We start from the raw sequence: 18,437 nt of genomic DNA on the forward strand, positions 1-18,437 counted from the left end.
TAGCTTGACCTTCTGAGCTGGAGACGAGCACTTGACCTGGGCGCGGCTGAAGGACGATATCGGCACGCGGATCGCTGGCCTGACACGGCCGACGCGCTCGGACTGGATCTTTGCCCTGCGCACCGTTTCGGCCGGCCTCATCGCGATTTTGGCCGCCTATGCGCTGAAGCTCGACCACCCGCAATGGGCGATGATGACGGTGTTCATCGTCGCACAGCCGGTCGCCGGCATGGTGCTGGCGAAGGGGTTTTATCGTCTCCTCGGCACGCTTGCCGGCGCGCTGGCGGCGATCGGGATTACCACTGTTTTCGATGCCAACCCCTGGTTGCTCGTTGCAGTTCTTGCCGTCTGGATCGGCATCTGCTCGCTGGTCTCGTCGCTGCTACGCAATCCGGAAGCCTATGGCGCGGCGCTTGCCGGCTACACCGCGATGATCATCGGCCTGCCGGCTTTCGGCCAGCCGCACCTCGTCATCGATCTCGCCGTGGCGCGCTGCGCAGAAATCGTGCTTGGTATCGTCTGCGCTGCGCTGACCAGCCGGCTGATCCTGCCGAAACTGGCCGCCGACGCCATCATCTCAAGACTGAAACGCAGCATTCTCGACCTGGCGGCCTATGCGGACGGCGCTTTTTCCGGCGGCGATGCGGAAAAGCTTGCCGGGCTGCACCGCAAGCTGATCGGCGACGTCCAGACGCTCGGCGAGATGCGCACCTACGCAAGGCTGGAGGGGCCGAGCCTCGCCACCCGCGCCTATCCGGTCCGGCGTACCATCGGCCAGCTTCTGTCGGCCCTGTCGGCGGCGCGTGCGCTGCATGCCCACGCCGCGCCGAAGAATGCAGCCCTCATCCCCGTTCGCGCCGAGTTGCAGGCCGTTGTCGGCGAACTGGTAGCCAAGCCGGGCGCGCTGGACGATACGGCGCCCTGGGTGGCGCGGCTCGACGCAATCGCCGGCAAGGCACGGCAGATGCCTGACATCGCGGCCGGGCAAGACATTGACTGGGCTGGCACCGTCACCCGCCTAACCATTGCCGCCGACTTCGCCGAGGCCATGCAGCAAGTGCTGCGCGGCCTGGATGCACTCCGCTATCCCCCGTCTCGTGCCAGTCGCGAACGGCCGCAGCCGGCGCTGGTGGTGCACCGCGATTACCGTGCGGCATCGCGCAATGCCGTGCGCGCAGCTATCGCCACGCTTCTGGTCGCCGGCTTCTGGCTGGCGACGAAATGGTCGGACGCGACGGGCACGGTCATTCTGGTCGCCGTCGTCTCCAGCCTGTTCGCCGCTCGCCCCGATCCGATCCGGTCGGCATGGAACTTCTTCGAGGGCACGTTGCTCGCCCTGCCCTTTGCGTTTCTCATCGGCCAGTTGGCGCTTCCGGCTTTGCCAGGCTTCGGATGGTTCATGGTCTTTGTCGTGCCGATCCTGGTACCAGCAGCACTGGGCATGGCCAATCCGCGGTATGTCGGCGTGGCAACGGCCTTTGCCATCAATTTCCTCGCCTTCCTCAGCCCACATCAGGCGATGACCTACGATCCGTTTCCGTTCCTCGCGAATTCGGCATCGGTCCTGGTCGGCATTCTTCTGGCGATCGGCGTCTTCGCCATCGTGCTGCCCGCCGACCCTTGGGTTACAGTCAACCGCATCCTGCAAACCATGCGCGAAGATCTTGCACGCCTTTGCCTGCACGACCGCCTGCCGCGGCGATCGGCCTTCGAAAGCCTTGCCTACGACCGGATCAACCAGTTGATGCCACTGCTGCAGAACGCCGGCAAGAAAGGCGACGCGGTTCTCGGCGGCGGCATAGCTGCGGTTACCGTCGGCCTCGAAATCCTACGGCTGCGCAACGCGCAGCAAAGTTCCGCGATCCCGCCTGAAACAGCACTTTCCATCGCCAATTTCCTGCACGGTCTGGCACGCGAACTGCTGTTCAGGCGGCCCGGCGAGCCGCAGACGACGACCGTCGCCGTCGCCAGGCAATATGCGGCTGGCATCGCAGAGCGAAGCGAAGCAGCCGAAATGCTGCAGATCGCCGCCTCGCTGCGCATCATTGCCGCCGCGATCGAGGATTTTCCGGATTTTTTCGCGAAGGACCGGGTTTAAGCAGCGGCGATCGCCAGCGCGTGCCCGCGTGCGTTCTCGCGCAGCGCGTCGAGATGGATCGATTTGACCAGCCCGGCGAGATCGCCTTCGGCGGACTGTCCGCCCAATTCCTTCAGCATCAGCCAGCTGACTTCCTGGACGCCGGCGAGGCGTTTGCCATTGGCGACCTCGCGCCAGACCTTCAGCGCGCGCAGAATGATGGCGTGGGTGGCGGCGGCAAGCCCGGCGCTGCGGAACAGTGCCTGCAACGCTATGTCATGCCCGCCGGCCAGCAGTGCTCTCACCCGTTGTTCGGACTGTTGGCTGAGCGCGACCAGCGCCGAACCAAAGAAGTCGACCTTGCCGTGCGCAATGGTGCGGATGACGAAGCTTGCGGTCAGGTCGCCGCGCAGGCGCAGATGTTCGACAAGTGCGGTATGTTCCTCTGTCCGCGTGCCTTCGATCAGCGTCACCGAAGCCTTGACGCAAGCATCGCGCGTAACGCGCTCGGCCCTGGCCGCGCCCATCAGCGCCAGCACCAGCGGCGACCCCTTGAGCATCTCCCCGAGCTTGACCAACAGCATATGCCGGCAGTCGGCGGGCAGCCGGGTGTCGGCGATCAACGCCTCGCGCACCAGAGGCAGATGGCCGTGCCGCTCGGCCATGCGCCGAAAGCTGACGGATGCGATGTCGGCGCCGCTGTTGGCGAGCAGCGTGGTGCAAGCCTCCGGCTCGCCGATCTCGGCGATCGCCGCCGCAACCGACATCGAGACACGCGGCCGGTCGGCGATCACCTTCTGCGTCGCTTTCTGGCCGCCGGCAACCCGATCGATCAGGTCGGCATCGGTAAGCAGCGGCGAGCGCGCCAGTACCAAAGCGGCCACCTCGGGCTGGTCCGACGCCAGCGCGCTGACGATCTGCGGCGGCGCGTGGTGGCTCATGGAAAGCGCGTCGGCGATTGCCAGTCGCACCTTCGACGATGCGTCGTCGAGCAGCAGCGTCAGCGCCGCCTCCGCAGCGCAGCGGTCCTCGAAAGGCAGGTCCGAGTCGACATAGGTGCGAGCCAGCGCGCTTGCCGCCGCAGCGCGCTCCGACACCTTCGCCGTGTGGATCCATTTCAGGAAATGCGAAACGACCATGTCGCCTGCTTACGCCCTTTGCCAGAAGGTTTCTGGTCCCTGTCGAGACCGTAGGCACAAATGGTTTATGAACGGTTCACCATGTTCGTTAACTGGCTTGCGAGCCCGGTATGCAACGCCTATCAACCCTTAAGCAGCGGAGGAGATCGACCATGGCCGGACTTTACCTTGAGGAGTTCGTTGTCGGCCATGTGTTCAAGCACACGCTGCGCAAGACCGTGACCGAAGGCGACAACATGCTGTTTTCGGTGATGACGCTGAACCCGCAACCGCTGCACATCGATTTCGACTTCGCGGCGAAGAGCGAATGGGGCAAACCGCTGGTCAATTCGCTGTTCACGCTGGGCCTGATGATTGGCATTTCAGTCAACGACATCACCGTCGGCACCACCATCGCCAATCTCGGCATGAAGGAGACGGTGTTTCCACATCCCGTCTTCCATGGCGACACCATTCGCGTCGAGACCACGGTGGTTTCGGTGCGTGAATCCAGGTCGAAGCCGGACCGCGGCATCGTCGAGTTCGAGCACCGCGCCTATAACCAGAACGACGTGCTGGTTGCCAAATGCACGAGGCAAGCCATGATGATGAAAAAGGCATAGCCGATGCGTTCTCTGCTCTTCGTTCCCGGCGATTCGGAAAAGAAGCTGGAGAAGGGCTTTGGCGTAGGCGCCGACGTGGTCATCGTCGACCTTGAGGATTCGATTGCTGCGCAGAACAAGGGGTTGGCGCGCGACACAGCGGCGCGTTTCATCGCCGAGCACAGGCACCGGACCAGCTCCGCGATCTATGTGCGCGTCAATGACCTTTCGACCGGACTGACCGACGACGATCTGGCGGCGCTCGTGCCAGCAAAACCAGACGGCATCATGCTGCCTAAGTCGAACAGCGGACTGGATGTCCAGCATCTCTCGGCCAAGCTCAGGGTGCACGAAGCCGAAAGCGGCCTGCCGGATGGAGCGATAAGGATCCTGCCGATCATCACAGAAACGGCTGCAGGCGTCTTGGCCGCAGCGACCTACGCCCGTGCAAGCGCGCGGCTTGTCGGCGTCACCTGGGGGGCGGAAGATTTGTCGGCGGCGATTGGCGCGCGCGCGACGCGCGACGCGAATGGCCGCTACACGGATGTGTTCCGCCTCGCCCGCACCATGACCATGCTTGCCGCAAGTGCCGCGGAAGTCGCGGCAATCGACACCGTCTTTCCGGATTTTCGCGACATGGCCGGCTTCGAGGCCGAATGCGCCGAGGCCGAGCGCAACGGTTTCACAGGCAAGATGGCGATCCATCCGGCGCAGGTGCCGGTTATCAACGCCGCCTTCACGCCTTCGGCGCAAGCGGTGAAAAGCGCCCTGGCGATCGTCGAGGCGTTCGAGGCGGCAGGAAATCCCGGGGTCGTTGGCATGGATGGCAAGATGTACGACCGGCCGCATCTCAAGCTCGCAGAGCGGCTCCTGGCGCGAGCCAAGGCATCGGAGCTTGATCCTTAGGGGGCTGTTCCGCGCCGAAATTATCCCACCCACGGCCCCGAATAGTCGGCATAGAGTTTTGCCGGATCGGGCCGCGGTCGTTCCGGCGCTGGCCCCTGGTAGGAGCCGATATGGACGAAGCCGACGACCCGCTCATGCGGCGCCAGGCCGAGGATCGCCCTGCCCTCGGGCACGTCGGAATACCAGTTGCTGATCATGTTGGTGCCGTAGCCCAGCGCATTGGCGGCAAGCATCAGGTTCATCGCCGCCATGCCGCCGGACAGGAACATCTCCCATTGCGGGATCTTTGGGTTTTCCCTGGGGATAGAAATCACGCCGATGACCAGCGGCGCGCGCGAAAAGCGCGCCAGTTCCTGGTTGCGGCGGCCTTCCGGCAGCGGCCCTTCGCGCTGTTCGGCAAGTGCTGCCAGCTTCTTGCCGATATCGACGCGAGCCTCGCCGCGATAGAGGATGAAACGCCAAGGCTCCAGCCGGCCGTGGTCCGGCACCCGCGAGGCGGCGGCGATCATCGTCGCGATCTCCGCATCGCCCGGTGCCGGTTCTTTCAAATCCGGGATCGGCGCGGAATTTCGGGTCAGCAGAAAATCGATGATCGGCGACGCCATGGGCGCAAGTCTCCTGGAATTTGAGCTGAAGCGCACCATCGGGACATCGGGCGGCTTGGGCATTGGCGCGGCGCGCCGGACAAAGAGCCCTGTAGCAGAAGCCGACCGGACTCTTAAGCCTTGAAATTGCCACCGCCTTGGGCTTCAACGCACGGCATGTTTGAGGGGACATTGCGTCTTTTCCTGATATGGCTCGCTGCCGCACTGTTGATGGTGCCGGTTTCGCTTGCCGTCGCCCAGGATGTGGACGGCCTTGGCGAGCTGAAGCTTCCCGGAATTTCGGGCTATGCACCTCCGAAAAGCGAGACATCGCTGGCATTGGGCAGCAGCGGGGCGATCACGCTGTCGGCGCAATTGACCGACAAGGGCGCCGACATCACGCGCGGCATAGTCTGGCGCGTCTTCAAACCCGAATCGGCCAGCGACGGCAAGCTGACGATGGTCGCCTCCTCTCATGGCGGCACCGCCATATTCCAGCTCGAGCCGGGTTCGTATCTGGTCCACGCCTCCTACGGGCGGGCCGGCGCCACCAAGCGCATCACCGTCGGCAAGGAAGCCAAGCGCGAGAGCCTCGTGCTCGATGCCGGTGGCCTCAAGCTCGATGCAGTGCTGTCCGGCGGGGTACGCATACCGCCGAAGAAGCTGCGCTTCTCGATCTATGAGAGCCACGCCGCGGCCGATGGCGATCGCGCCCTGATCATACCCGATGTCGAGCCGAACAGCGTCGTGCGGCTCAATGCCGGCACCTACCACGTCGTGTCGACCTATGGCGCGGTGAACGCGGTCATCCGCTCCGACATCCGCGTCGAGGCCGGCAAGCTGACTGAAGCGACCGTCGAGCACCGTGCCGCGGAGATGACCATGAAGCTGGTGCGCGAACCAGGCGGCGAGGCGATCGCCGACACCTCCTGGTCCCTGCTCAACGAATCCGGCGATCCGATCAAGGAAACCGTCGGCGCCTTTGCCTCGATGGTGCTGGCCGAGGGCGACTACACCATCATCGCCAAGAACCGCGACCGCATCTACCAGAAGGATTTTACGGTGGTGGCTGGGCACAACCAGGACATCGAGGTTCTGGCCACCGAGGCTTCGGCCATCGATTCCGAGGAAGGCGCCGACTGAGACGCGCCCCTCTAAGCTGCCTTGTGCATGGGTCGCGCCAGCGCGTCGCCGACGCGCACGTCGATCGATTTGCCAGATAGGCGTGCGGCGTGACAGGCATACAAATATAAAAATGGCGGTGGATCGCTCCACCGCCATTCATTGCTCGTCGACTGGTTCAGGCCGCGTGGCGCTTGCGGTCGGGTGTCACCGCCTCGTCGGCAAGCAGCCTCACGGCGGCTGCGAGGCCGAGTGATTCCTGGTCACGCGACCCGAGACGACGGATATTGACCGTTTCTTCCTCGGCCTCGCGCTTGCCGCAGACGAGGATGACCGGCACCTTGGCCAGCGAATGCTCGCGGACCTTGTAGTTGATCTTCTCGTTGCGCAGATCGGCTTCGGCGATCAGCCCCGCCGCCTTCAGCTGCGCAACGACCTTCTGGGCGTAATCGTCGGCATCGGAAGTGATCGTCGCCACCACCACCTGCAGCGGCGCGAACCAGAGCGGGAAATGGCCGGAATAATTCTCGATCAGGATGCCGAGAAACCGCTCCATCGAGCCGCAGATGGCGCGATGCACCATCACCGGCTGCTTCTTTTCCGAATCCGAGCCGATGTAGAAGGCGCCGAACCGTTCAGGCAGGTTGAAATCAACCTGCGTGGTGCCGCATTGCCAGTCGCGGCCGATGGCGTCCTTCAGCACATATTCGAACTTCGGCCCGTAGAACGTGCCCTCGCCCGGATTGACGCCCGTCTTGATCCGGTTGCCCGACCGCGCCGCGATCTTGTCGAGCACGTCCTGCAGCACGCCCTCGGCATGATCCCACATCGCGTCGGTGCCGACCCGTTTTTCGGGGCGGGTCGCCAGCTTGACGGTGATTTCGTCGAAGCCGAAATCGGCATAGGTCGAGAGGATCAGATCGTTGATCTTGATGCACTCGTCGGCGAGCTGTTCCTCGGTGCAGAAGATGTGCGCATCGTCCTGGGTAAAGCCGCGCACGCGCATCAGCCCGTGCAGCGCGCCGGACGGCTCATAGCGATGCACATTGCCGAATTCCGCAAGTTTTACCGGCAGATCGCGGTAGGATTTCAGCCCGTGCTTGAAGATTTGGACGTGACCGGGGCAGTTCATCGGCTTCAGCGCAAACACCCGGTCGTCGTCGGTGTCGTCGCCAGCAACGGTCACCTTGAACATGTTGTCCCGGTACCAGCCCCAGTGGCCTGACGTCTGCCACAGGCTCTTGTCGAGCACCTGCGGCGCGTTGACCTCCTGATAGCCCTGCTCGTCGAGGCGGCGACGCATGTAATTGACCAGGTTCTGGAACATCCTCCAGCCCTTGGCGTGCCAGAACACGACCCCGGGGCCCTCCTCCTGGAAGTGGAACAGGTCCATCTCACGGCCGAGCTTCCTGTGGTCGCGCTTCTCGGCCTCCTCCAGCATCGTCTGATAGGCTTCGAGCTGCGCCTGGTCGGCCCAGGCCGTGCCGTAGATGCGGGTCAGCATCGGATTGTTGCTGTCGCCGCGCCAATAGGCGCCGGCGACCTTCATCAGCTTGAAGGCGCTGCCGATCTGGCCGGTCGCGGCCATATGCGGGCCACGGCAGAGGTCGAACCAGTCGCCCTGTGCATAGATCTTGAGATCCTGATCCTCGGGGATGGCGTCGATCAACTCGAGCTTGTAGCGCTCGCCCTTGTCGGCAAAGATCCTTCTCGCCTTTTCGCGCGACCAGACCTCTTTGGTGAACGGCTTGTTGCGCGCAATGATCTCGCGCATCTTCTTCTCGATCACCGGGAAATCGTCGGGCGTGAACGGCTCGTTGCGGGCAAAATCGTAGTAGAACCCGTTTTCGATCACCGGCCCGATGGTCACCTGCGTTCCCGGCCAAAGTTCCTGCACGGCTTCGGCCAGCACATGGGCTGCATCGTGGCGGATGAGCTCCAGCGCACGCGGGTCCTCGCGGGTGATGATCTCGACCTTGCCGGACTTGCCGATCGGGTCGGAAAGATCGCGCAGCGTGCCGTCGATCGAATAGGCAACGGCCTTCTTGGCCAGCGACTTCGAGATCGATTCCGCCAGGCCGGCGCCGGTCATCGCCGCGTCGTAATCGCGAACGGAACCATCGGGAAATGTCAGGGAAACGGAATTCAGCATAAGATTCTCCTATCCAGTCCCGCAAACGAGCGCGGGTGGTGAAATGCATGTCGCCCAAGACTGCTTAGCGGTTTTGGGGCTACGAGATGCATCAGTAAGAGCCGGATGCGTCCGGCGGCGAGCGGTCTTTTATGGGCAGTTTTCGGTGCCGTAAAGCTGGATGTAGGTCACCTGAGGAGATTCGGCAGATCTTTCAGGAACATCGCCCGCGTCTTGAGCCCCTTTGGCGTGTCGGAACGTTTCGTATCGACTACCAGGCGGGCAAAGACGATCTTGCGAGCATCGGTCTTCGCCCAGCCGACAAACCAGCCAAGCGAGCGCTTGTCGGCGCTGTCGCCGAGCCTGGTCGTTCCGGTCTTGCCCTGCACCGTCCAGCCGCTTGCGCAGGAAATCGACCTGCTCGACCGGCGATATCTCGAGCGAAGAATTCACTCAGGAATGGGTGAGGCCGTCATTCTTGCCGGCAGTGCCGGAGACTTCGGTGTCACCATAGTCCAATCTGGACCCATAGCCGGCAAACTGTTTGCTGCCGAGCCGGCGCGTGATCTCGCGTGAGAACCACCGGACCGAATCTCTTTCCCAGATCGTCGGGTCGACGGTCTTGCGGTCCCGTTTCCGGGCATTGAACTCTGCCTTGTACTCCGAGCTTGGCGTATGCTCGTCGCCCAGGATTCCAGCATCATAGCCGATCAGTGCCAGCGGAATGTCGAGGCGGGCTGAAGCGCTGATCGCAGGTCCCTTGGCGATACAGCGTCTCGCCGCTTGCGGCGTCGACGATCAGCGTGCATTCGATGTCCCCGAGCGGCGCTGATTGCGCACGGATCGGAAAACCCATCAGCCACGCCAGGACATAGAGAACAACGGCGAAAACGAAGGGAAGACGATCTATCCGGCGCATTTGGCAATCTCTCCTGAAGGGTGTCAGGAGCGGCTTAGCGAGGTGTCTTGTCTCGATTTTGTCTCAAATGCACTATGTCAGCGCAAGTTGCGGTTAACCCTACCAGATCGTAAAAAGCGACCCCTCTGTGCACCGCACAGTTGCGGTCAACTGTCCAGGTCGCCACGTTTTTTCCCGATCCGCCAGTACCGCCATGGCGTGAACCAGAGGTAGCGATCAGCCAGTGCCTCAGGCACCCGGTCGATGCCGTGCGTGCCGAACGGTCCGCAGCGCAGCACCCGGAAAAACCCCATCCAGCCGCCGGCCCACAGCCCGTGGCGGGCGATCGCTTCGTACGCGTATTCGGAACAGGTCGGCAGATGCCGGCAGGAATTGCCGACGAAGCCGGACAGCGTCAGCTGGTAAAGTCGGACAAGCGACGTGCCGAAGACGCGGCCCGGCGTCTTGCGCCACGGGCCGGACCAGTTGCGTCCTTGTCGAATCGGCCTGGCGCCGTGCGCATGCCGATGTTGGCCGACCACCGCAGTCTCCACATCGCGTTTCCCTACGCGATAGATGTGCGCATCGGGCCAGGAACGCAATGCCGTTCCGGCAATCCCGTCATGGCCTGGTAGGGCGAACCGGATAGCGGTCGGGCGTCGGCCTTCGGCATACGGCGACGCTGGTCGGCGGCCTCTCCTCGCACCAATCCCTATGCGGTTTCTCGTCGTACCATTGAAACGTCGCGATCCGCATCACATCGCCCAGAATGTTGAGAAACTGGATCATGGCGGCACTCCTTGAGCACCGATTAGAGCGCCGCTGGCCTTGCTCTTCAAACGAGTATAACGTCCACGTCAGATAACTCTGAGTTATGCGAATGAAGCGCGGACACCTCCCCCTGACGGCTCTGAGAAGCTTCGAAGCAGCCGGTCGTCACCTGAGCTTCAGCCGTGCGGCCGAGGAGCTTTATGTTTCGCAGGCGGCGATCAGCCGACAGATCCGCGAGCTCGAAACCTTCCTGCGCCAACCTTTGTTCTTCCGCCATCATCGCCGCGTCGAGTTGACCGACACCGGCCAGCGGCTGCTCGACCAGTTGGTCAGAAGTTTCGAGGGCATCGACAGGCTGCTTTCGGAATTGACGGCGGCCCCGACGCAGTCCGTGGTGCGTGTCAGCGTCGAGCCATCGCTTGCATCCGTATGGCTGGTGCCGCGGCTCAACCGCTTTCGCGAGTTGCGACCCGACATCGACGTTTCCCTTGAGGTCGACCCGAGATTGATAGAGTTTCGCAGCGATCAGCCCGAACTTGCCCTGCGTTTCAGTGCGCACGCCACCTCATGGCCACGCAGCGAAGCCGAACAGCTTGCCGCGGTCGTCGATTCCCCAGTTCTGTCGCCGGCACTTCTTGCATCCGGCCCAGCTCTGGAAAAGCCGATCGACCTTGGTCGCTATACGTTGCTGCACGAAGAAAACCGTCAGGCTTGGGCACGCTGGTTCGAAGCGGCGGGCGTGACGGCTGATGCCGTGCCTGCGCGCGGTCCGATGCTGGCCGATGCTTCGCTTTCGAAGCAGGCAGCCTTGCTTGGACATGGTGTCGCGCTGGGCGATCTTTTGCAGATCGGCGAAGAACTTGCGTCCGGCGCGCTTATCAAGCCTTTCGACATCGACGTCGCGTCGGGCGCCTATTGGCTAGTAGCCAGAAGGCTGAATGACCTTTCCGAACCAGCCAGGGCTTTTGCCGACTGGGTCCGGGCGGAATTCGCCGAAAGCCGGCGTTTTCTCGCCAAGGTTTAAGCCGCCTCTTCCGCCCGCTTCTTCTCGATCTGGCCGATGGCGTCGACCACTGCGTCGAAGGTCAGCATGGTCGAGGCGTGGCGCGCCTTGTAGTCGCGCACCGGTTCCAGGTATTTCAGGTCGGCGAAGCGGCCTTCGGGCGGCGGGCCGTTTTCCTTCAGCATCTTCAGCATCGTCTCGCGCACGCTGCGCAATTCTTCGGCGCTGGCGCCGACGACATGCTGCGCCATGATCGACGACGACGCCTGGCCAAGCGCACAGGCCTTCACGTCATGCGCGAAATCGCTGACGACGCCATCATCCATCTTCAGATCGACGGTCACCGTCGATCCGCACAGCTTGGAATGTGCTCGTGCGGTTGCGTCGGGCCGGTCGAGCCGGCCGATCCGTGCGATGTTTCCGGCAAAACCCAGAATTTTCGCATTGTAGACATCGTCGATCATATTTTTCCAATCCGTCGCCGCCCAGCGAACAGTCATTGCCGCTCTGGCGTCTTCCTTTCGCTCGGCACGAACATATATAATGGCGGTAGTCGGGTATCGACAAGGCGACCACAAACCTCGTCATACCCAATTCTGTTCACGCCACTTACGGGCTGGAAACCGGGCGAGTTTCTGACACCCGAAAGGTCGTGGTCCGTTCAACTCGTTCCTCCTGAGAGAGGAACTACGGGAGACGCCTTTATGGACGCCGTTATCAAGAAACTCATGCCGCGGTCTGCCTATATGGAAAAGCCGGTCACCGACCGGCCGAGCGAGGCCGAAGTCGAAGCCGCTGTGCGCACCTTGTTGCGCTGGACCGGCGACAACCCTGACCGCGAGGGCCTGATCGACACGCCGAAGCGCGTCACCAAGGCGTTCAGCGAAATGTTCAACGGTTATGATATGTGCCCAGCCGAGGAACTTGGCCGCACCTTTGAGGAAGTTGCCGGCTATGACGACCTCGTTCTCGTCAAGGACATATCCTTCCACTCGCATTGCGAGCATCACATGGTGCCGATCATCGGCAAGGCGCATGTCGGCTATCTGCCTGACGGCAAGGTTGTCGGCCTGTCCAAGATAGCCCGTGTCGTCGACATCTTCGCCCATCGCTTGCAGACCCAGGAAGCGATGACCGCGCAGATTGCCGGCGTCATCCAGGACGTGCTCAATCCGCGCGGTGTGGCCGTTATGCTTGAGGCCGAGCATATGTGCATGGCCATGCGCGGCATCCGCAAGCAGGGCTCCACCACGCTGACCTCAACCTTCACCGGCGTCTTCAAGGACACACCCGAAGAGCAGGTCCGCTTCGTCACCATGGTGCGCGGCGGCAGGATCTGATCGGCCTGCCGGCTTCGCTAGATAAGGACCGGCGAATGTCGGCATTGGAATTCCCGAAAGCTCCAACAGACAAGAAGGCACTCGAGGAAGGCGCGGTCCTTTCACCGCGCTTCGATGCTGCCGGCCTCGTCACTGTCGTGGTCACCGATGCCGAAGACGGCGTGCTGCTGATGGTCGCGCATATGAATGCCGAGGCGCTGGCGCTGACGCTCGAGACCGGCATCGCGCACTACTGGTCGCGTTCGCGCAACGCGCTGTGGAAGAAGGGCGAAACCTCGGGCAATGTCCAGCAGGTCGTCGAGATGCTCACGGATTGTGACCAGGACGCGATATGGTTGCGCGTCAAAGTGCTGGGTCACGAAGCAACTTGTCACACCGGCCGACGTTCATGCTTTTATCGGACGGTGGGGCTGAGCGATGGCAAAGGGACGCTTGCCAGCGACGGCAGCAAGCCGCTGTTCGATGCGGAAAAAACCTATCGAAAGCCCAATACACCATCAATATGAACCATTCGCAGCACTTCAGCCACGTATATTCATGATTTCGATACGGCCCGCCTGTAGGATGACCGTGGGACAAGGGAGATTGTGATGCTCGACTGGGCGTCATTGCGCAACAGACCTGACGTTCGGGAGGCCAATGGCCTCTCCTCGGCCGCGGGCGCATCCGAAACCAAATCTCCGGGCAAAACAGGGATTTCGCTGGCATTGGGTGGCGGCTGTGCGCGCGGCTGGGCGCATATCGGCGTGCTGCGCGCGCTTGACGAAGCCGGCATCGAAGTGTCGATGATCGCCGGCACCTCGATCGGCGCGCTGGTCGGCGGCTGCTATGTTGCCGGCAAGCTCGACGAGTTGGAAGAATTCGCGCGCAGCCTGACCAGGCGGCGCATTTTTGGCCTTCTCGACCTCAATCTACGCGGCAGCGGCCTGTTCGGTGGCATGAAGCTCGATGCGCGGCTGCGCGAGCACATAGCCGGCATCCGCTTCGAGGACCTGCCAAAACCATTCGTCTGCGTCGCTTCGGAAATCCGCACCGGCCATGAGATCTGGCTGTCGAGCGGCTCGTTGAGCACCGCAATGCGCGCCTCCTACGCGCTGCCCGGCGTGTTCGAGCCGGTCGCCTGCAATGGGCGTGTGCTGGTTGACGGCGCACTGGTCAATCCGGTGCCGGTCTCGGTCTGCCGTGCCTACGAGCAGCCGCTCGTGGTTGCGGTGAACCTTCACTACGATCTGTTCGGCCGCGCCGCGGTGATCAAGCACAATGCCGGCGAGCTGGTCATCGAGAAAGACGCGCCGAGGGCCGGCCACGCCGATCCCGAACGCCAGTCGCGCGAGACGCGGCTCGGCATTACCGGCGTCATGGTCGAGGCCTTTAACATCATCCAGGACCGCATTTCGCGCGCCAGGCTGGCCGGCGACCCGCCGGACATATCGCTGCAGCCGAAGCTCAGCCATATCGGCCTGACCGAATTCCACCGCGCCGACGAAGCGATCCGTATCGGCTACCAGGCAACGATGGCGCAGATCGGCGACCTGACCCGGCTGCAGACCGTCCTCGCTTAGGCAGGGCGGCAGCGAGCTCTCAGGCAAGCGCCGCGTCGACGATGCGGAACTGCACCGTGCGGTTGCCGTTCCAGTGGTTGCCCGACAGCGAGCCGGCGACATGCACCGGCTTACCCCTGTTCTTGAACAGGAATTCGCCAAGAGCCGTGTCGACCGCGCGAAAGGCGATCGCCTGGATGCGGCCGCCGCTTTCCGACTGCAGGTCGGCGCGGATGTGGTTGCTGCCGACCGCCCGCGCATCGACAAGCCGGTGGCGCGGAAGCGCGAACACCGGCGCAACATGCCCGGCGCCGAACGGCCCTGCCCTCTCAAGCGCATCGAGCAGCGCAAGCGTCGCGCCCTCGGCGGCAAGCGCGCCGTCGATCGCCAGGCTCTCCTCGCCTTGCAGGCGGAACACATCCACCGCCGCGCGCTCTTCGAAGAAAGCCCTGAGTTCGCCGAGCTTCGCCCGCTCGACAGTGATGCCGGCCGCCATTCCGTGGCCGCCGCCCTTGACGATAAGCCCGGCATCGGCAGCCTCGCGCACCAGCCGGCCGAGGTCGAAGCCCGACACCGAACGGCCTGACCCCGTACCGACACCATTGGCGTTGAAGGCGATGGCAAAGGCCGGCCGTCTTGCATGGTCCTTGAGCCGCGAGGCAAGCAGGCCGACAATGCCAGGATGCCAGTTGCTGCTGGCTGTCACCACGATGGCCGGACCATTGCCGCCGGCAAGCTCGGCATCGGCCTCTGAGCGCGCGGCGGCCAGCATCTCCTGCTCCATCGACTGCCGTTCCTGGTTGAGCCGATCCAGCGTCTCGGCGATGGTGCGGGCCTCGACGGGGTCGTCGGTTGCAAGCAGGCGGCTGCCAAGTGCTGCGTCGCCGATGCGCCCGCCGGCGTTGATGCGCGGACCGATCAGAAAGGCCAGATGGAACGTGCTGATCGGCTCGCCTATACGCGAGACCCGCGCCAACGCCGCCAGCCCTTCGTTTCTCTGCTGCCGCGCCACCTGCAGCCCCTTGACCACGAAGGCGCGGTTGACGCCGGTGAGCGGCACCACGTCGCAGACTGTGCCCAGCGCCACCAGGTCGAGCAGGCCAAGCAGGTCCGGCGGTGCGGCATCCGGCAAGCGGCCGCGCAGGATCTTCGCGGTCTGCACCAGGCAAAGGAAGACGACGCCGGCGGCACAAAGATGACCTTGGCCGGAAAGGTCGTCCTCGCGATTTGGGTTGACGACCGCAGCCGCCGCCGGCAGCGGCCCGCCGACCTGATGGTGATCGAGCACCACGACGTCGGCGCCGGCGGCCTTTGCGGCGTCGATGGAAGCAGCACTGTTGGTGCCGCAATCGACGGTGACGATCAGCGTCGCGCCGCGCGAGACGAGTTCGCGCATCGCTTCCGGATTGGGGCCGTAACCCTCGAAGATGCGGTCCGGTATGTAGATCTCCGACGCCACCGAGAAATATGCGAGAAAGCGCTTGAGCAGCGCCGACGAGGCGGCGCCGTCGACATCGTAGTCGCCAAAGATCGCCACTTTTTCCCTGGCCATCACCGCCTGGGCGATGCGAGCGGCGGCCCTGTCCATGTCGGTCAGCGATGCCGGGTCGGGCAGCAGATTGCGGATGGTCGGATCCAGAAACCGCTCGGTCTGCTCGGCGGTGACACCACGCCCGGCCAGCACACGTGCCACGATGTCAGGCACGCCATACCCTTGCGCGATGGCGAGCGCGGCCATGTCCTGACGCTCGGTCAGCCGGTGTTCCCAGGAAACGCCGGTGGCCGACTGCCTGACATCGAGGAAAAAGCGTCTTTCCCCCGTCACGTGACGCGCCGTCTGCAATTTGTCATTGCGCACAATATGCAACGGCTAACTGAGTCGAAATCAAAACTTTTCCAGATCCTGATGCCTGGCTTTGATTTCGCGCACGGTCCGCGATGACGAGCGCAGCACGATCGTGTGCGTGGTGATGAAATTGCGGCCGAACTTGACGCCGGCCAGCATATTGCCGTCGGTGACGCCGGTCGCGGCAAACAGCACGTCGCCGCGTGCCATGTCTTGCGTGTGGTAGATCCGTTTTGGGTCGGAGATCCGCATCTTCGCGGCGCGCGCCAGCTTTTCCGGCGTATCGAAGATCAACCTGCCCTGCATCTGGCCACCGGTGCAGCGCAAGGCGGCAGCTGCGAGCACGCCTTCGGGCGCGCCTCCGGTGCCGAGATAGATGTCGATGCCGGTCTCGTCCGGGTCGGTGGTATGGATGACCCCGGCGACATCACCGTCGCCGATCAGACGGATCGCGGCTCCGGTCGCCCGCACGGCTTCGATCAACGCGCCATGGCGTGGCCGGTCGAGAATACAGGCGGTAATCTCCGCCACCGGCACGCCCTTGGCCCTGGCGAGGCTGGCGATGTTTTCGGCCGGCGAGGCATCGATGTCGATGATGCCGTCGGCATAACCCGGACCGATCGCGATCTTGTCCATATAGACGTCCGGCGCGAACAAAAGGCTGCCTTTTTCGGCAATGGCGATAACGGCCAGTGCGTTGGGCAGGTTCTTGGCGCAGATCGTCGTGCCTTCGAGCGGATCAAGCGCGATGTCGACAGCCGGGCCTTGGCCGGTACCGACCTCTTCGCCGATATAAAGCATCGGCGCCTCGTCGCGCTCGCCTTCGCCGATCACCACCGTGCCGTTGATGGCAAGACGGTTGAGCTCCTGCCGCATGGCATCGACCGCGACCTGGTCGGCGGCTTTCTCGTCGCCGCGTCCGCGCAATCTGGCGGCCGCGACCGCGGCGCGTTCGGTGACGCGCACCAATTCCATGGTCAGTATCCGGTCGAGGCCGGCGACAATGTTCTGGGCCACATTCATCGATGGACAATCCTCGTTGGCAGTTTAGCCTCTCCGCCAGAGACGCGCTTCTTGTGTCAAAGCCCCGTGACAACAGCAAGACCTGCGTTGGACCTTTTTGAAAGCGCAGCAATATCAATCGATTAAACGCAAAATGTGAGACTGCTATCCAGCCCGCTCGATGCGGATGACTTGCGGCTTGTCGGTCAGAAGGCTGTCCCTGGTGATGCCGTCGACGGCCTTGCGCACCGCCGCCTCGGTCGTCTCGTGGGTCACCAGGATGACCGTCTTCTGTGCCTCGGTTTCCGGCCCGGCGGCATGCTGGACAATCGATTCCAGCGAAATGTCGTTGTCGGCCATGCGCTTGGCTATTGCCGCGAAGACGCCGAGGCGGTCGTGCACGGTCAGCCGGATGAAATAGCCGCCGGCATGGCTGCGCATCTGCGCTTTCTTGTAAGGCTTCAATTCCTTCGCCGGCCGGCCGAAGACCGGACCATGCTGGAAGCCAGGCCGGCTCTTGGCGATGTCGGCAATGTCGCCGATCACCGCCGACGCGGTGGCGTTGCCGCCGGCGCCAGGGCCGGAAAGCAGCAATTCGCCGAGGATGTCGGTTTCTATCGCCACCGCGTTGGTGACGCCGTGCACCTGCGCGATGACCGAGGCCGTCGGCACCATGGTCGGGTGCACGCGCTGCTCGATGCCGCTTTCGGTGCGTTGGGCGACGCCAAGCAGCTTGATCCGGTAGCCGAGATCGCCGGCCGCGCGGATGTCGGCCTGGCTGATGTTGGAGATGCCTTCCATGTAGATATCGTTGGCGGCGATCCTCGTGCCGAAGGCAAGGCTGGTCAGGATCGACAGCTTGTGCGCGGTGTCGTGACCCTCGATGTCGAAGGTCGGGTCGGCTTCGGCATAGCCCAGCCGTTGCGCATCCTTCAGGCAGGCATCAAAGGACAGGCCCTCGGCTTCCATGCGCGTCAAAATATAATTGCAGGTACCGTTGAGGATGCCGAAAACGCGGGTCACCGAATTGCCGGCCATCGCCTCGCGCATCGTCTTGATGACCGGAATGCCGCCGGCCACCGCCGCCTCGTAATTGAGCAGCACGCCTTTCCTCTCGGCGATCTCGGCCAATGCCACCCCGTGCTTGGCAAGCAGTGCCTTGTTGGCGGTGACGACGTGGCGGCCGGCCTCGAGCGCCGCTTTGACGGACGAGCGTGACGGGCCTTCGTCGCCGCCGATCAGCTCGACGAAGACATCGATCTCGGCGGTCTGCGCCATCTTGACGGCATCGTCGAACCACTGTGCTGTGCCAAGATCAACGCCGCGGTCGCGTTTGGGATCGCGGGCCGAAACCGCCGACACGACGATGTCGCGTCCGCACTGTCGCGTCAGTTCAGCCGCCTTGTCGCGCAGCACGCGGGCCACCGACGCACCGACGGTGCCGAGCCCGGCAATTCCAACACGCAACGCTTCAGCCATGTCCGGCGACGCCCCAT

General features: G+C 63.3%; 17 protein-coding genes and 1 pseudogene. 8 read left to right on the plus strand and 10 right to left on the minus strand.

Annotated features, from left to right (window positions below; genetic code table 11):
• Positions 1–31: 31 nt before the first annotated feature.
• The gene (locus NKH99_RS15980; protein WP_353014685.1) at positions 32–2,098 is read left to right on the plus strand and encodes an FUSC family protein; all 2,067 of its coding nucleotides are present in this window, start codon (positions 32–34) and stop codon (positions 2,096–2,098) included.
• On the opposite strand, the gene NKH99_RS15985 is transcribed toward NKH99_RS15980, so the two are convergent.
• The gene (locus NKH99_RS15985; protein WP_353014686.1) at positions 2,095–3,216 is read right to left on the minus strand and encodes a DUF2336 domain-containing protein; all 1,122 of its coding nucleotides are present in this window, start codon (positions 3,214–3,216) and stop codon (positions 2,095–2,097) included. The genes NKH99_RS15980 and NKH99_RS15985 overlap by 4 nt on opposite strands.
• Before the next feature lie 110 nt (positions 3,217–3,326).
• Here NKH99_RS15985 and NKH99_RS15990 point away from each other — a divergent pair, with 110 nt between their 5' ends.
• Positions 3,327–3,818: a MaoC family dehydratase gene (locus NKH99_RS15990; RefSeq protein ID WP_502900065.1), complete on the plus strand. Its 492-nt coding sequence runs from the start codon at positions 3,327–3,329 to the stop codon at positions 3,816–3,818.
• Positions 3,819–3,821: 3 nt separating this feature from the next.
• Positions 3,822–4,703: an HpcH/HpaI aldolase/citrate lyase family protein gene (locus tag NKH99_RS15995; RefSeq protein ID WP_353014689.1), complete on the plus strand. Its 882-nt coding sequence runs from the start codon at positions 3,822–3,824 to the stop codon at positions 4,701–4,703.
• A gap of 20 nt (positions 4,704–4,723) precedes the next feature.
• On the opposite strand, the gene NKH99_RS16000 is transcribed toward NKH99_RS15995, so the two are convergent.
• A complete protein-coding gene (locus NKH99_RS16000; protein WP_352500844.1) occupies positions 4,724–5,308 on the minus strand; it encodes a nitroreductase family protein in 585 nt (194 codons plus the stop codon).
• Between the two features lie 156 nt (positions 5,309–5,464).
• Here NKH99_RS16000 and NKH99_RS16005 point away from each other — a divergent pair, with 156 nt between their 5' ends.
• Complete coding sequence (locus NKH99_RS16005; protein WP_352540660.1) at positions 5,465–6,430, plus strand: RgsD C-terminal domain-containing protein; 966 nt, start codon at positions 5,465–5,467, stop codon at positions 6,428–6,430.
• 157 nt (positions 6,431–6,587) lie between these two features.
• Here the strand turns inward: NKH99_RS16005 and thrS are convergent, their stop codons facing one another.
• From thrS to NKH99_RS16025, 4 genes and pseudogenes are all read right to left on the minus strand, one after another.
• Positions 6,588–8,561 (minus strand): threonine--tRNA ligase, encoded by a 1,974-nt coding sequence (gene thrS / locus NKH99_RS16010; RefSeq protein WP_353014690.1) that lies wholly within the window; start codon positions 8,559–8,561, stop codon positions 6,588–6,590.
• Positions 8,562–8,728: 167 nt separating this feature from the next.
• Positions 8,729–9,459: pseudogene (locus tag NKH99_RS16015) on the minus strand (penicillin-binding transpeptidase domain-containing protein).
• Between the two features lie 146 nt (positions 9,460–9,605).
• A complete protein-coding gene (gene yidD, locus NKH99_RS16020) occupies positions 9,606–9,980 on the minus strand; it encodes a membrane protein insertion efficiency factor YidD (RefSeq protein WP_352451412.1) in 375 nt (124 codons plus the stop codon).
• A gap of 79 nt (positions 9,981–10,059) precedes the next feature.
• A complete protein-coding gene (locus NKH99_RS16025) occupies positions 10,060–10,227 on the minus strand; it encodes a hypothetical protein (protein WP_352473909.1) in 168 nt (55 codons plus the stop codon).
• A 91-nt stretch (positions 10,228–10,318) separates the two neighbouring features.
• On the opposite strand from NKH99_RS16025, the gene NKH99_RS16030 reads away from it, so the two are divergent.
• On the plus strand, positions 10,319–11,233 hold the full coding sequence (locus NKH99_RS16030) for a LysR substrate-binding domain-containing protein (RefSeq protein WP_352500847.1): 915 nt from the start codon (positions 10,319–10,321) through the stop codon (positions 11,231–11,233).
• On the opposite strand, the gene NKH99_RS16035 is transcribed toward NKH99_RS16030, so the two are convergent.
• A complete protein-coding gene (locus NKH99_RS16035; protein ID WP_023678879.1) occupies positions 11,230–11,676 on the minus strand; it encodes an iron-sulfur cluster assembly scaffold protein in 447 nt (148 codons plus the stop codon). The two genes, NKH99_RS16030 and NKH99_RS16035, sit on opposite strands and share 4 nt — an antisense overlap.
• 240 nt (positions 11,677–11,916) lie before the next feature.
• Between NKH99_RS16035 and folE the strand changes: the two genes are divergently transcribed.
• From folE to NKH99_RS16050, 3 genes are all read left to right on the plus strand, one after another.
• Complete coding sequence (folE, locus tag NKH99_RS16040; protein WP_352466975.1) at positions 11,917–12,552, plus strand: GTP cyclohydrolase I FolE; 636 nt, start codon at positions 11,917–11,919, stop codon at positions 12,550–12,552.
• 35 nt (positions 12,553–12,587) lie between these two features.
• Positions 12,588–13,058 (plus strand): phosphoribosyl-AMP cyclohydrolase, encoded by a 471-nt coding sequence (hisI, locus tag NKH99_RS16045; RefSeq protein WP_352923026.1) that lies wholly within the window; start codon positions 12,588–12,590, stop codon positions 13,056–13,058.
• Between the two features lie 84 nt (positions 13,059–13,142).
• Entirely contained in the window at positions 13,143–14,114 is a 972-nt protein-coding gene (locus NKH99_RS16050; RefSeq protein WP_023678882.1) for a patatin family protein, read from the plus strand.
• 19 nt (positions 14,115–14,133) lie between these two features.
• Here NKH99_RS16050 and recJ read toward each other — a convergent pair whose 3' ends face one another.
• The 3 genes from recJ to NKH99_RS16065 all read right to left on the minus strand — a co-directional run bounded on the left by recJ (position 14,134) and on the right by NKH99_RS16065 (position 18,420).
• Positions 14,134–15,918: a single-stranded-DNA-specific exonuclease RecJ gene (gene recJ, locus NKH99_RS16055; RefSeq protein ID WP_352451358.1), complete on the minus strand. Its 1,785-nt coding sequence runs from the start codon at positions 15,916–15,918 to the stop codon at positions 14,134–14,136.
• A 60-nt stretch (positions 15,919–15,978) separates the two neighbouring features.
• Positions 15,979–16,962 (minus strand): class II fructose-bisphosphatase, encoded by a 984-nt coding sequence (glpX, locus tag NKH99_RS16060; RefSeq protein ID WP_353014691.1) that lies wholly within the window; start codon positions 16,960–16,962, stop codon positions 15,979–15,981.
• 144 nt (positions 16,963–17,106) lie between these two features.
• Positions 17,107–18,420, minus strand: coding sequence for a homoserine dehydrogenase (locus NKH99_RS16065; protein WP_352500850.1), 1,314 nt, complete (start codon positions 18,418–18,420; stop codon positions 17,107–17,109).
• Between the last annotated feature and the right edge of the window lie 17 nt (positions 18,421–18,437).

This window comes from Mesorhizobium sp. M0854, from assembly GCF_040319815.1.
Classification (GTDB): Bacteria; Pseudomonadota; Alphaproteobacteria; order Rhizobiales; family Rhizobiaceae; genus Mesorhizobium.